The sequence below is a fragment of the Ensifer sp. M14 genome (genome assembly GCF_003355565.1).
GTDB lineage: Bacteria > Pseudomonadota > Alphaproteobacteria > Rhizobiales > Rhizobiaceae > Ensifer.
Window position 1 is genome coordinate 248,560 of record NZ_QJNR01000004.1, and the last position, 13,461, is coordinate 262,020.

Annotated in this window: 13 protein-coding genes; 9 read left to right on the forward strand and 4 right to left on the reverse strand. The window is 62.9% G+C overall.

All coding sequences use genetic code 11. The annotated features are described in order from the left end of the window. Nucleotides 1-22 precede the first annotated feature (22 nt). Nucleotides 23-904 carry a transcriptional regulator GcvA gene (gcvA, locus tag BLJAPNOD_RS01260; protein ID WP_115418642.1) on the forward strand — a complete coding sequence of 294 codons (882 nt, stop codon included), beginning with the start codon at nucleotides 23-25 and terminating at the stop codon, nucleotides 902-904. Between the two features lie 57 nt (nucleotides 905-961). On the opposite strand, the gene dnaA is transcribed toward gcvA, so the two are convergent. From dnaA to mutM, 4 genes are all read right to left on the reverse strand, one after another. After that, the gene (dnaA, locus tag BLJAPNOD_RS01265; RefSeq protein WP_077503017.1) at nucleotides 962-2,509 is read right to left on the reverse strand and encodes a chromosomal replication initiator protein DnaA; all 1,548 of its coding nucleotides are present in this window, start codon (nucleotides 2,507-2,509) and stop codon (nucleotides 962-964) included. A 939-nt stretch (nucleotides 2,510-3,448) separates the two neighbouring features. Next, complete coding sequence (rpsT, locus tag BLJAPNOD_RS01270) at nucleotides 3,449-3,715, reverse strand: 30S ribosomal protein S20 (protein ID WP_053248916.1); 267 nt, start codon at nucleotides 3,713-3,715, stop codon at nucleotides 3,449-3,451. 192 nt (nucleotides 3,716-3,907) lie between these two features. Beyond that, entirely contained in the window at nucleotides 3,908-4,681 is a 774-nt protein-coding gene (locus tag BLJAPNOD_RS01275) for an enoyl-CoA hydratase (RefSeq protein ID WP_077503018.1), read from the reverse strand. 54 nt (nucleotides 4,682-4,735) lie between these two features. Continuing rightward, nucleotides 4,736-5,626, reverse strand: coding sequence for a bifunctional DNA-formamidopyrimidine glycosylase/DNA-(apurinic or apyrimidinic site) lyase (gene mutM, locus BLJAPNOD_RS01280; protein WP_115418643.1), 891 nt, complete (start codon nucleotides 5,624-5,626; stop codon nucleotides 4,736-4,738). Nucleotides 5,627-5,800: 174 nt separating this feature from the next. Between mutM and ubiE the strand changes: the two genes are divergently transcribed. The 8 genes from ubiE (at nucleotide 5,801) to BLJAPNOD_RS01320 (ending at nucleotide 13,277) form a co-directional block, all read left to right on the forward strand. After that, nucleotides 5,801-6,577: a bifunctional demethylmenaquinone methyltransferase/2-methoxy-6-polyprenyl-1,4-benzoquinol methylase UbiE gene (gene ubiE / locus BLJAPNOD_RS01285; RefSeq protein ID WP_115418644.1), complete on the forward strand. Its 777-nt coding sequence runs from the start codon at nucleotides 5,801-5,803 to the stop codon at nucleotides 6,575-6,577. Between the two features lie 4 nt (nucleotides 6,578-6,581). Then, a complete protein-coding gene (gene ubiB / locus BLJAPNOD_RS01290) occupies nucleotides 6,582-8,156 on the forward strand; it encodes a 2-polyprenylphenol 6-hydroxylase (protein WP_115418645.1) in 1,575 nt (524 codons plus the stop codon). 240 nt (nucleotides 8,157-8,396) lie between these two features. Beyond that, the gene (locus BLJAPNOD_RS01295) at nucleotides 8,397-8,906 is read left to right on the forward strand and encodes a GNAT family N-acetyltransferase (protein WP_115418646.1); all 510 of its coding nucleotides are present in this window, start codon (nucleotides 8,397-8,399) and stop codon (nucleotides 8,904-8,906) included. A gap of 163 nt (nucleotides 8,907-9,069) precedes the next feature. Further along, nucleotides 9,070-9,327: a hypothetical protein gene (locus BLJAPNOD_RS01300; RefSeq protein WP_115418647.1), complete on the forward strand. Its 258-nt coding sequence runs from the start codon at nucleotides 9,070-9,072 to the stop codon at nucleotides 9,325-9,327. Between the two features lie 170 nt (nucleotides 9,328-9,497). Continuing rightward, nucleotides 9,498-10,277, forward strand: coding sequence for an SDR family oxidoreductase (locus BLJAPNOD_RS01305; protein WP_115418648.1), 780 nt, complete (start codon nucleotides 9,498-9,500; stop codon nucleotides 10,275-10,277). Between the two features lie 378 nt (nucleotides 10,278-10,655). Then, nucleotides 10,656-11,249: an ankyrin repeat domain-containing protein gene (locus tag BLJAPNOD_RS01310; protein ID WP_115421084.1), complete on the forward strand. Its 594-nt coding sequence runs from the start codon at nucleotides 10,656-10,658 to the stop codon at nucleotides 11,247-11,249. A gap of 14 nt (nucleotides 11,250-11,263) precedes the next feature. Continuing rightward, on the forward strand, nucleotides 11,264-11,734 hold the full coding sequence (locus BLJAPNOD_RS01315; protein ID WP_115418649.1) for a nucleoside deaminase: 471 nt from the start codon (nucleotides 11,264-11,266) through the stop codon (nucleotides 11,732-11,734). 274 nt (nucleotides 11,735-12,008) lie between these two features. After that, nucleotides 12,009-13,277: an MFS transporter gene (locus BLJAPNOD_RS01320; RefSeq protein WP_115418650.1), complete on the forward strand. Its 1,269-nt coding sequence runs from the start codon at nucleotides 12,009-12,011 to the stop codon at nucleotides 13,275-13,277. The last annotated feature ends 184 nt before the right edge of the window (nucleotides 13,278-13,461 follow it).

Below are 13,461 nucleotides of genomic sequence, written 5' to 3' on the forward strand. Positions count from 1 at the left end.
TGATTGAGTTCAGCTAAATCATATGACAGCACTTCCATCGCTTTCGTCATTGCGCGCATTCGAAGCCACGGCTCGCCATTTGAGCGTGACGCTCGCGGCGCGCGAACTCGGCGTCACGCCCGGGGCCGTCAGCCTGCAGGTGCGCGAGCTGGAACAGACACTGGGGATCGCCCTGTTCGAGCGGCGGCCTCGACAACTGGTTCTGACCGAAGATGGAAGCAGCTATTTTTCGACGTTGCGCCGCGCCTTCCGGATGATGCGGGAAGCGACCGAGGAACTGACGTCGCGAAATCGCATGCCGGTGCTGACGGTAAGCTGCACCCCGACCTTCGCGGCGCAATGGCTGGTGCCGCGCATCAACAATTTCGAGGAGCGCCTCAATGGGATCGACATGCGCATCAGTGCCTCGAACCGGCTGACCGACTTTGTCTCGGATGGTGTCGACATCGCCATTCGCCACGGCTTCGGCCGCTATGAGGGCCTGGCAAGCGAGCGACTGCTTGGTGACGACCTGGTGCCGGTCGCCAATCCAGCCCTATTGCGCAAGTCTCCGCTCTCCGCGCCGACAGACCTTGCAACCCATGTCTTGCTGCATGACGTACAGAGGCACGATTGGCAGTTGTGGCTGGAAGCCGTCAGCGCCGAGGGCATCGACACCACGCGTGGTCCCGTCTTCGTCAACAGCAATGGCGCGATCGAGGCGGCAAAAGCCGGCGACGGCATCGCTCTCGTGCGCCTGTCGCTGGTTTCGCGCGAGCTTGCCGATGGTGTCCTGGTCGCACCTTTTCCGATCGGCATCGCCACCGACCTTGCCTATCACCTGGTCTATCCGCCGTCGGCGCTCGACCGGCCGGCGGTTGCGTCCTTCCGCGCCTGGATCATTGAGCAGGCACGGGGCACCTGAAACCGAAAAAGCCCGGTTTCCCGGGCTTTCCTGTTAGTTCGACAACGCGTCTAACGCCTATTCGTTGATCAGGCGCTTCAGAAGCTCGATCTCATGGCTGAGCTTGGTATCGCCGGAGATCAACTCCTCGATCTTGCGCACGGCATGCAGAACGGTCGTGTGGTCACGACCACCGAAGCGACGGCCGATTTCCGGGAAGGAACGCGGCGTCAGCGTCTTCGACAGATACATGGCAATCTGGCGCGGCTTGACGATGACGCGGGTGCGGCGGTTCGAAACCAGCTCCTGGCGCGACACATTGTAGTGCTTGGCAACGACGCGCTGGATGTCCTCGATGCGGACGCGGCGCGGCTCGCCGGCATTGACGAGGTGGCCGAGCAATTCGTCGACACGCTCGATCGACAGCTGCGGTTCGAACGAGCGGCGGAAGAGCAGCTGGTTGAACGCGCCTTCGAGTTCGCGGCCGCTGGCCGTGACGTTGCGGGCAACATGGCTCAGGATATCGCCAGGAATGTCCAGCGACGTGTCGTCCTGGCGGGCGGAGTCTAGACGGCGGTTCAGCATTTCGAGGCGCATGTCATAGTCCGGGCCGTCCATTTCGATGGCGACACCGCCCTGGAGGCGCGAGCGAACGCGGCTATCGAGCGATTCCAGCTCCCAAGGGGCGCGGTCGGCGGCAACGACGACCTGCTTGGCGGAATCGAGCAGCATGTTGAGCAGATGGCAGAATTCGTGCTGGATCGACTTGCCCTGCAGGAACTGCATGTCGTCGATAACCAGAAGATCAATGTTGCGCAGCGATTCCTTCAGCGACAGCGCGTCATTGTCGCGGATCGCGGTGGCAAAGCGCCACATGAAGTATTCGGCTGTCAGATAGACGACGCGCGGAGCGCGGGCGCTCTGCAGTGCCTGGATGGCGATCGCCTGGAGAAGATGGGTCTTGCCGAGACCGACGCTCGAATGAATGAACAGCGGGTTGAAGCGCACGGCACCGGCGCCGGCTTCCGCAATCGTGCGGGCGGCGGCAAGCGCAACGCGGTTGGAAGAGCCTTCCACGAAGCTGTCAAAGGTGTAGCGCTGATCGAGCGGCGAGCCGAAAAGCGGCGCCTGGGTCGGTCGTTGTACGCTGGCAACTGTGGAGGCTGCGACCGAAGCCACGGACTGGGCGGACGTCGGGCGGCGTGCCGGCGTTGCAGGGGTCGTTTCCGTTGCCTGCGGCAGTGCTTCTTCCTGTGAAACCGGGCGGGCGCCACGAGTGGCAGTGCGCACCAGGATCTCCACCTTCAGGATTTCACCGTCTTCCTGCTGGAAGATCTGGGTGATGAGATCGAGATAGCGGTTGTTGATCCAGGATTTCAGGAATGTCGTGGGCACCGAGAGGCGCACGACGCTCTTGGAAGTCGAATGGAGCTTCAGACGCCCAAACCAGCTAGCGAAGACATCGGGACCGACCTGGGCTTTCAAACGCGCACTCACCCGCTCGAACAGTGCGTCATGCCTCATGTCGTGCTTATCCCCCGCCGCCTGAGATAGATTGCTTCCGGCCTGAAACGCGTCGCCGTCCTTTTGAAACGCGCCCGCCGCCGTCGCCAAATTCATCTGCATTTTGCCGCCTTCCGATTATGTTCAGACGCCGTCATCTCTGCCGGCCCCATCTCTTATGTCCGGCACCCACGGCTTCCTCAATCGAGGTCATGCCGCTTCACCGAACGTCACAGTCGCAGTCCAACCGGGCTCCTCATCTCCCGACCGGCTGCGCGCTACGCGCACCTGCCAGACCTTATCGGCCGGCTGATGTCCCCTCGCGCCTCGATGTCAACAAATCCCCCGGTCCGCTCTGGACCGTGCCGGATCCTCCTCCTCGTCAACAACTGTCTCGCACCCTCGTACGAAGCGGACAGCCGAGCGCTGGATTCTGCCTCGCGTCAGGCACCGCTTGCACCTGACTTTGAGGCGCGGCGCCACCGGCAACCAGAAGTCGAAAGGTCCTCGTCCGGAATGGTTGGACCATCCGGTTTTTCGTCCTCGACATGTCTGATTGAACGACGTGGAGCCGCCCTGATACAGCGAACAGAAAGCCTGAAACCATCTCGTTGAAATGGCCCCCGTACTTCCTTTTACAGATATGGTCTGTGTCCCCTGTGGAGGGCATTTAGGCAGGATCGATGGGCAAGATCAATCGCGATTTTTACGCAACCTTAAGCGCTGCCCGTTGACTCTCATCCCGCCATTTGCTTGCCGCAATCCGAGTCCGGGAAGAATCGCTTTTGAATCAAGGGTTTTGATTTTCAGCTCTTTGATTAGCTGGCGAAAAAGAAAAAAAATAAAAATTCGCTTGACTCATCATGGGCCAGGAAGCCCCCCAGCCAGAGACACCCTTTTGCCAAGGACCTCTCATAAGTCTCTGAAATAACTACAGAAATTCTGTCATCGCATTGACACGAGAAAGGTCGTGCAGGTTAACCATCGCTGTGACAGATGTATGAATCGAGAAAGCCCGGCGCAAGGGCCGGGCTCTCAATTAACAGATTTTTATTAGCCGGATTAGGCCGAAAGCGCCTTCACGCGCTGTGCAAGGCGCGAAACCTTACGCGAAGCGGTGTTGGAATGCAGCACACCCTTGGTGGCAGCGCGCATCAGCTCGGGCTGAGCGGCCTTCAGAGCGGCGGCCGCGACGGCCTGATCGCCGGTTGCGATCGCTTCTTCGACCTTGCGGACGAAGTTGCGGACGCGCGAGCGACGGGCTTTGTTCACTGCAGTGCGGCGTGCGATCTTGCGGGTCGCCTTTTTCGCCGAAGTTGTATTGGCCATTGATGCCTCTCTTCGAAAACTGACATGAACTCCGCCCTCGCCGTGCCGGGTCACTGCGACCTGTCATCAAAGCAATTCGGGAGCATTATCGGAAAGCCCAGATTTGGCGTTCCAAACTGAGGGCGGCATATAACGAGAAACAGCCGCCCCGTCAACGCGCAATTTGGAGAAAACTGCGCGTCGGCCCCTGATCTACCTGTGTTTGAACTCCGCCTTGCGCTTGGCGGCGAAGGCGGCCATGCCTTCCTTCTGGTCTTCCGTCGCAAACAGCGAATGGAAAAGCCGACGCTCGAACCGCAGGCCTTCAGCCAACGTGACCTCCAGCGAACGGCTGACGGCCTCCTTGGCCATCATCACCGCCGGCAGGGAAAATGACGCGATCTTCTCGGCAGCGGCGAGCGCCTCCTCCAGCAATTTCTCCGGCGCCACCACACGCGATACGAGTCCTGCCCGTTCCGCCTCGGTCGCATCCATCATCCGTCCGGTCAGGACCAGATCCATCGCCTTGGCCTTGCCGACAGCACGGGTAAGACGCTGCGACCCGCCCATGCCCGGGATGACACCGAGCGTGATTTCCGGCTGACCGAATTTTGCGGTCTCGGAGGCAATGATGAAATCGCACATCATGGCGAGCTCGCAGCCGCCGCCAAGCGCATAGCCAGACACGGCAGCGATGACCGGCTTGCGGGCGGCGGCCACCTGGTCCCAGCCGCCGATGAAGTCGCCGAGATAGCTGTCGACGAAGTCGAGCGTCTGCATCTCCTTGATATCGGCGCCGGCGGCAAAGGCCTTCTCCGAACCGGTGAGGACGACGGCGCCGATCCCCTTGTCGGCATCGAATGCCTTCAGCGCCGCGGCGAGCTCGCGCATGACGGTCGAGTTCAGTGCATTCAGCGCCTGCGGGCGATTGAGCGTGACTAGGCCCACGCGTCCGCGCGTCTCGACCAGCAGCGTCTCGTAACTCATTCTCGTCTCCTCCGAATTCGTGTCAGCGGCAGGGCCCGGCCGGACCCCACATGTTCATTTCTGGCAGCGCGGGCAATGGAACGTCGAGCGCCCCGCCTGCACGATGCGGGCGACCGTACCGCCGCAACCCGGCGTGCGGCAAGCCTCGCCTTCACGGTCGTAGACCGAAAAGGAGTGCTGGAAATAGCCGAGCGACCCGTCGGCCTGAATATGATCTTTCAGCGACGATCCGCCGGCAGCGATGGCGTCGGCAATGACCTCGCGAATGGCAACGGTCAGGCCCTGCAACGCCGGCCCGGCCCCGCCGCTCTTGTCGACGAGCGCACCCGCCGGCTTCAGCGGCGACAGGCCGGAGCGCCAGAGCGCCTCGCACACATAGATGTTACCGAGACCGGCAATGTTCTTCTGGTCGAGCAGGGCAGCCTTCAGCGGCTGCGCCTTGCCGGCAAAGCGTGCCGCCAGATAAGCGGCATCGAGCGCGTTGCCGGTCGGTTCCTCCCCGAGTTCGCGGAGAAAGGCATGGGCCGAGACCGTCTCCCGGCGGGCGAGGTCCATGAAACCGAAACGGCGCGGGTCGTTATAGATGACGCGGGCCGGGCCGGCTGAACCTTCAAGATGGAAAATCACGTGATCGTGCTTCTCGTCCTTGCTGCGCGGATGGTGAAACTCGCCCGGCGTTTCCGGCACTCGACCCTGCTCGATGCGGAACGAGCCCGACATGCCGAGATGGGCGATGATGACGTCGCCGGCCTCCAGATCGATCATCAGGTACTTTGCCCGACGCGACAGCGAGACGATGCGCTGGCCGCCGACAATCGAGGAGAAATCGACCGGGAAGGGAAAACGAAGATCGGGCCGGCGCAGTTCGGCGTTGACGAGCAGCGCGCCTTCCATGGTCGGGGCCAGGCCCCGTTTTACCGTTTCGACCTCCGGCAGTTCCGGCATGCGTCTTCTCCTTGTTTCTTAACCACCATAAGCCCGGCGGTTGGCATTTCCTTGGCGGGCCACTTATCCTATAGGGGTGCGCTATGCCGCAGCCATGGCCCCGCCCCCGAGATAGCGCGGGCCGGGCGATTTCGCTATGGTGCCGGCAAAATTGGTTCAGGTGGAGTTCTTCGTATGACGGATCAGCGGGTATCGGCCAATGGCGGCATGGAAACCTCCTTCGGTTTCCGCAGCGTCGGCACGGGCGAAAAGCAGCCGCTCGTCAACGACGTCTTCCATAAGGTGGCCAAGCGCTACGACATCATGAACGACGTGATGTCGGCCGGACTGCACCGCGCCTGGAAGGATGCGATGATCGCAGCCCTCAACCCGCCGCGCCGCGAAGGCTACAGAACGCTCGACGTTGCCGGCGGTACCGGCGATATCGCCTTCCGCATCATCGAAGCCTCCGACCGCAAGGCGCATTCGACGGTCCTCGACATCAACGGCTCGATGCTCGCCGTCGGCGCAGAGCGGGCGGAAAAGAAGAAGCTTTCGGCCAATCTCGATTTCGTCGAGGCCAATGCCGAGGAACTGCCGTTCGAGGCGAATTCCTTCGACGCCTACACGATCGCCTTCGGCATCCGCAACGTGCCGCGCATCGATGTGGCGCTGAAGGAAGCCTATCGCGTGCTGAAGCGCGGCGGCCGCCTGCTGGTGCTCGAATTCTCCGAAGTGGAGATGCCGCTTCTCGACCGGTTCTACGATGCCTGGTCGTTCAACGCGATCCCGAAGTTCGGCAAGCTGATCACCGGCGACGAAGCGCCCTACCAGTATCTGGTGGAATCGATCCGCAAGTTCCCGAACCAGCGCGATTTTGCCGCCATGATCAAGGAGGCGGGTTTCTCCCGTGTCTCCTTCACCAACTACACCGGCGGCATCGCAGCGCTGCATTCCGGCTGGAAAATCTGATCTTATGAGCACAGCAGGAGCATATGTTCGCCTCGCGCGGATCGGCTGGGTTCTCGTGCGCGAAGGCGTCGTCTCGGCGGTGCCTTCGGAACACTTGCCGCCCTTTGCCCGTTTCGGCCAGAAGGTGGCCGGACTTCTTGCCCGCCGCAAGGTCCCCGGCGAGGAGCGCAGCGACCGGCTGTCGCGCGCCGTTGCCCGCCTCGGCCCGTCCTATGTAAAGATCGGCCAGTTCCTGGCGACACGTCCCGACGTCGTTGGTGCCGAATTTGCCGCCGACCTGTCGCTGTTGCAGGACAAGATGGCAACCTTCCCGCAAGGCGAGGCGAAAGCCGCGATCGAAGGTTCTCTCGGCCGCAAGGTCGATGACCTCTACGCGGAATTCTCAGAGCCGATGGCCGCCGCCTCGATCGCCCAGGTTCACCCGGCGATCGTGATGCGTGATGGCAAGCCGGACAAGGTTGCCGTCAAGGTCATCCGCCCCGGCATCCGGCAGCGCTTTGCCTCCGACATCGAGGCGATGTATCTCGTCAGCCACATGCAGGAACGCTTCCTGCCCTATACCCGGCGGCTGAAGCCGGTCGAGGTCACCAAGACGATCGAGCAGACGACCAAGATCGAGATGGATCTTCGGCTGGAAGCCGCCGCCCTTTCCGAGCTCGGCGAGAACACCAAGGACGATTCCGGCTTTCGCGTGCCGAAGGTCGACTGGGAACGCACCGGCCGCGACGTCGTCACCATGGAGTGGATCGACGGCATCAAGATGTCGGATGTCGATGGGCTGAAGGCATCAGGCCACGACCTCAATGCGCTGGCCGATACGTTGATCCAGTCGTTCCTGCGGCACACGCTGCGCGACGGCTTCTTCCATGCCGACATGCACCAGGGCAACCTGTTCGTCGACGACGCCGGCCATATCGTCGCCGTCGACATGGGCATCGTTGGCCGCCTCGGCAAGAAAGAGCGCCGCTTCCTTGCCGAAATCCTGTTCGGCTTCATCACCCGCGATTACCAGCGCGTTGCCGACGTGCATTTCGAGGCTGGCTACGTGCCGTCGCATCACGATGCCGCCAGCTTCGCCCAGGCGATCCGCGCCATCGGCGAACCGATACACGGTCAGCCGGCCGAAACCATCTCGATGGCGAAGCTGCTGACGCTACTCTTCGAGGTGACCGAACTCTTCGACATGCAGACACGGCCCGAGCTGGTCATGCTGCAGAAGACCATGGTCGTCGTCGAAGGCGTCGCGCGCACGCTCAATCCCCGGTTCAACATGTGGAAGGCTTCCGAGCCCGTCGTCGGCAAGTGGATCCGCGACAATCTCGGGCCCAAACGCATCGTCACCGACCTGCGCGACGGCCTGCATGCCGCCCTTCGGCTGGCCGAGGCGGCCCCCGAAATCGCTGCGCGCACGGAAAAATTCTCGAGCGACATCATGGCCATGAGCGAAAATGGCCTGCGTTTCGATGCGGAGACGGCGCATGCGATCGGCAAGGCCGAGGCGCGCCACACGCGCTCCGGCCGGATCGCGCTCTGGCTGATCGCCGCCACGCTTGTCTATATCGCCTGGCAAGTGACCTGATCGACATCAGGTGGCCTGATCGACAACCGCAAGCGGGTCGCCCGACCGGCTTGCAATTCCATTGCCGCTTGCTATCGTTGCGGCATGGACAATCGTTCGATGATCGCAATGGTGCTTTGCACGCACGCCCTGGGGTGTGCGGGAGACCATTTGCGTTAAGCGAACTGTCCCCCGACCAACCCTGCCGAGGCGAGCAGGGTGTGGTCCTGTTTCCTCGGAACCTTGAAGCCAGAGGAAGCAATGACCGAAGGAACCTCCTCCCCGACCCTCACGATCCGAGCGGCGCGCGTCATCGACTGGGAAGCGATCGCAGCGCTCATGAGCCAGCCGGGCATCCGCTCCGGCACGCTGAGATTGCCCTATTCGACGTCGGAGCAGACCCGCAAGTGGCTGGAAGGCCTGCCCGACGACCACACGGCGATTGTTGCCGAGCGCGACGGCCGGATCGTCGGCATGGCCGGCCTGCACCGTAATAAGGGACGCAGGCATCACTCCGCCATGCTGGGCATCAGCGTCGACGACAACCATCGCGGCGAAGGAATAGGTAAGGCGCTACTTACATCCCTGATCGATGCAGCCGATAACTGGCTCGGCATCAGCCGCATCGAACTCACCGTCTTCACCGACAACGAGGCGGCGATCGCGCTTTACCGCAAGACCGGCTTCGAGCCGGAGGGCACGCACAAAGCCTATGCGCTGCGCAACGGGGTGCTTGCCGACGTCCTCGCCATGGCGCGCATTCGTGCCTGACGGGCCCCGGACGGTGCGCCGGAGAGCTGGCAGCGGCAGCACGTTGCATTCTGCCGCCGCCAGCAACCCATGTTCCATTCGGAACTGCGCATATTCTGAGCCCATGCGATCGTCCTCACATGAATGAAGGGAGTTCATCCCGATCCCTGGAGGAGAGAACATCATGCTCAAGATCATCATCGCAGCCGCCGTCGCCATCACGGCAGCCGTTTCCTTCGCCGCGCCATCGCAGGCTGGCAGCGTGACGATCGGCTTCAGCAACGGCCATTATGGCCACGGCTGGAGCGGCCAGATTGGTTATGTCGACGGCTACTACGGCGGCGACTATTACGAATACCGGCCCTACTGCTTCATCAAGAAGGTCCGGCGCTACGATCCTTACGGCAACGTCTATTACGAGCGCATCCGCGTCTGCCGCTAATGGCAAGGGCGGGGGCAATGAGCCCGGTCGGATTTCGGCCGGGCTTTTTGACGTCCGGACTTCATCATCCCTATCCGATTTGCTGGCTCCCACCCGCCTACCCCATTGACGCCGCGTTGCCGCCGGGCTCCAAAAGCAGCAACGCAAATCGCATGGGAAGGAAGACAGCTATGGACCTCGGCATCAAAGGCAAGAAGGCGCTGGTGCTCGGCGGCAGCAAGGGGCTTGGACGCGGCATTGCCGAAGCGCTCGCAGCCGAAGGCGTTGTCGTGGCTCTGACCGGCCGCGATGCGGCATCGGCCGAAAAGGTCGCCGCTGACATCAGCCCGACCGCGCGTGGTTTTGCGCTCGACCTTTCCAAACCCGAGAGCCTCGACGGGCTGCTCGACCAGCTTGCCGCCGATTTCGGCGCCATCGACATTCTCGTCCTCAATGGCGGCGGTCCGCCGCCATCGCTTGCCTCTGCGATCGAGCCGGATTTCTGGCGCACGCAGTTCGAGACCATGGTGCTCGCCGGCATGCGCATCACCGGACGCGTCCTGCCCGGCATGCGGGAGCGCGGTTTTGGCCGCATCATCGCCGTCGCCTCGACCAGCATCCGCGAACCGATCGCGGGCCTGACCGCCTCCAACGCGCTTCGAAGTGCCGTTGCCGGCTGGCTGAAGACGCTTGCCGGCGAGGTCGCCGCCGATGGCGTGACCGTCAACATGCTGCTGCCGGGCCGGCTGGCGACCGACCGCACCTTGAGCTTCGACCGCATGGACGCCGAGAGCGAGGGTGTCGATATCGCCACTGTTGCCGCCCGCAGCCAGGCGGACATACCGATCGGCCGCTATGGAACACCGGCGGAATTCGGCGCTGCCGCCGCATTTCTGGCGGGCCGGCCCGCGGCCTATGTCACCGGCGTGGCGCTTCCTGTCGACGGCGGTCTCAGCCGATCGATGCTCTGAGTTGCCGCGCCGTCGCACTGTCCCGTCTTGAAGAGCCACGAACGGGCTAACGCAAACAGCTGGCTGCGATGCCCTATCGCTGCATTTTTCATCGGGCATGGTGGTCGAGCGCCACGACGCGCCGGATGAACCTCACCGCAAATTGATGCCAGTTTCAGGGGTTATGCAGTAAATCTGCAGCCGGGCGACGTTTGCCCGACTGACGACACGACTGGCCATAGGGCTGGCAAAACGACTGTCCAAACGACTGTCCAAACGGCTGGCCAAACGGCTGGCCAAACGACTGGAATGACAACCATGAAATCACCATCGACCGGGTGGCTGCTCGGGGCGACCTTCTTCGCCTCCACCCTTCTTCCCGTCACTGCTGGAGCCGCCATGCTTGAAAAGGAAATGATTGCCGCTGCCCAAGCCGGCAATGCCGCCGAACTCAGCGAATTGATCAAGCGCGGAGCGACGCTCGACGCGCGTGATGCAAGTGGTGCGACTGCCTTGCTCGTCGCCACGCACGAAAACCGCATCGACGCGGCCCGCGCCCTCATCGAAGCCGGCGCGGATGTCAACGCGAAGGACGACATCCAGGACAGCCCCTATCTCTATGCCGGTGCGCGCGGCCATCTCGAAATCCTGAAACTGACGCTTGAGAACGGCGCCGACCTGAGAAGCACCAACCGTTACGGCGGCACCGCGCTGATCCCCGCCGCCGAACGCGGCTACGTCGAGACCGTCAAGACGCTGATTAAGGCCGGCGTCGATGTCGATCACGTCAACCGGCTCGGCTGGACGGCACTGATCGAAGCCGTCATCCTTGGCACCGGCGGTGAAAAGCATACGGAAATTGTGCGGCTGCTGATCGACGCGGGCGCCAACGTCAATCTTGCCGATGGCGACGGCGTCAGCCCGCTGACCCATGCCCGCCAGCGCGGCTATGGCAACATCGAAAAGCTGCTCGTCGCCGCTGGCGCCCGCTGACTTCAGGAGCAGACATGGACCAGGAAAAGCGCTTTCTCCGCGAGGCTGTCGGCCTTGCTCGTCGCAACATCGAAAAAGGTGGCCGCCCCTTCGGCGCGGTGGCCGTGCGCAACGGCGAGGTGATCGCCGAAGGCGTCAACCAAATGCTCGAGACCGGTGACCCGACATCGCATGCCGAGATGAACGCCCTTCGGCTGGCAGCAAAGCGCCTCGGCTCTGCCCGTCTTGACGGCGTTGCGATCTATGCCAGCGGCCAGCCCTGCCCGATGTGCCTTGCCGCCATGCGCATGGCCGGCATCACCGAGATCGCCTACGCCCACTCGAATGCCGATGCCGAGCCCTACGGTCTGTCGACTGCGGCAATCTATGCGGAACTGGCAAAACCTCTTGGCGAGCAGTCCATGCGCTTCCGCCACGTGCCGGTCGGCGATACCGCTGACCCAGGACTCTATGCGGAATGGCAGCAACGGCAAAAGAAGGGCTGACAGGAGGCTGATACCGCCTCGGCCGAACCGGAGCTCCGCGGCCCGCCGCATGACTGCGGCCAGTGGCCACCATCGATCGGGCCGCAGCACCGGACCAACTTGGCAAAGCGGGTCGACAAGCGGACCAATCGCCTCCTCGCAGGGGCGATGGATGCTCGACAACCATCCTCTTGCCGCGCACACGCGATGGGTGTAATCGCGGAAGCAAGATCCCGTCCCACCGCTCAGCGTTCGGCTGCGAACATCGGCGGTTTCCAGCCCGCAGGTGTCTGCAATGAATAGCTATTCCGAACGCGCAGGTCGCCTCATTGCGCTGCTCCTCATCGCCGGCTCCGGCGTGGTGACGATCGCCAAGGGCATGAGCCTGACCTTCCTCGCGATCCGCCTGCAGAAGGATTTCGGCCTCAACCCGGCAAGCATCGGCGCCTTGATCGGCGCCGGCCCGCTCATCGGCGCGATCGTCAGCCCCTTTGCCGGCACCCTTTCCGACCGCATCGGCCGAAAGGGTGTGCTCACCGCAGCACTTTGCATGGCCGGACTGGCGCTCGCCGGGCTCGGGCTGGCGCAATCGATCGCCGCCTTTGCGCTGGCCCATATCATCTCCTCCGTCGCAGCGGCCGTCTATGAGCCGGTTTCGCGCGCCTTGATGAGCGATGCCGCCCCGGCCCATCTGCGCCTGCGGGTGTTTTCCTGGCGCTATCTTGCCATCAATGCTGGCTGGGCGGTCGGGCCGCTGATCGGCGTCTGGATCGGGGCTGCCTATGCGACACTGTTCGTCATTGCCGGCCTGATGCACGCCGCCTTCGGCTTCGTGCTGTTCTTCACCGTGCCCGAAGCGCGCAACGAGCCCTTGGCAGAAACGGCGGCGACATCACAGGCGACCGGTGGCTGGCGCGGGCTTGTTGCTGCCTTGCGCGACCGCCGACTGGTCTTCTTCGTCATCGGCGGCACGCTGCTTCTGGCCGTGCACGGTCAGTGGTCGGTGACCTTGTCACAATATCTCAACACCGGCTTCGAAGATGGCGTCACGCTGTTCGCGCTCTTGGTCTCGACCAATGCCGCGACGGTACTGGTCGCCAGCACGCCTGCCCGCTTCGTCATCGAGCGGATCGGCGCGCTCAAGGCGCTGTCACTCGGCTGCCTCTTGTTTCTCGTGGGTGAAATCGGCTTTGCAGCCTCGTCCGGGATGGAAATGCTCATCGCCTCGATGATCCTCTTCACCATCGGCGAAGTCCTCGTCGTGCCGTCGGAATATGTACTGGTCGACGGCATTTCCGATGCCAGCAATCGCGGCACCTATTTCGGCGCTCATTCCCTGTCTTCGGTCGGGAATTTTCTCGGACCGCTCATCGGCGGCCTGGCGCTTGGCTCTATCGGCGGCGCCGGCATGTTCCTGCTGTTCGCCCTGCTCTCGGCGGCAAGCGCGCTGGTGTTTGCGATCGGCCACTCCATGCCGCCGCCGCGCCCGCAGGCGGTGCGTGCCGGCACGGTCGATGCCGCCGCCATGGGCGGGGATCTCCTGCGTCTTGGTCAGCTTGCGTAACGCAAGGTCCGCTCGCACTACCTGACGCCCGCGGCGACGTCCCCCTTCAGACTTGCCGACTTCCGTGGCCTCCAGTCGCCCACGGATGCCTCACACCATGACCGCAAGAGAGCGCTCCTGTCGCTTTCGCTTGCCCGCGCCAAACGCTACCATCGTGCTCTCTGTGTGATCATCGTCACCATTT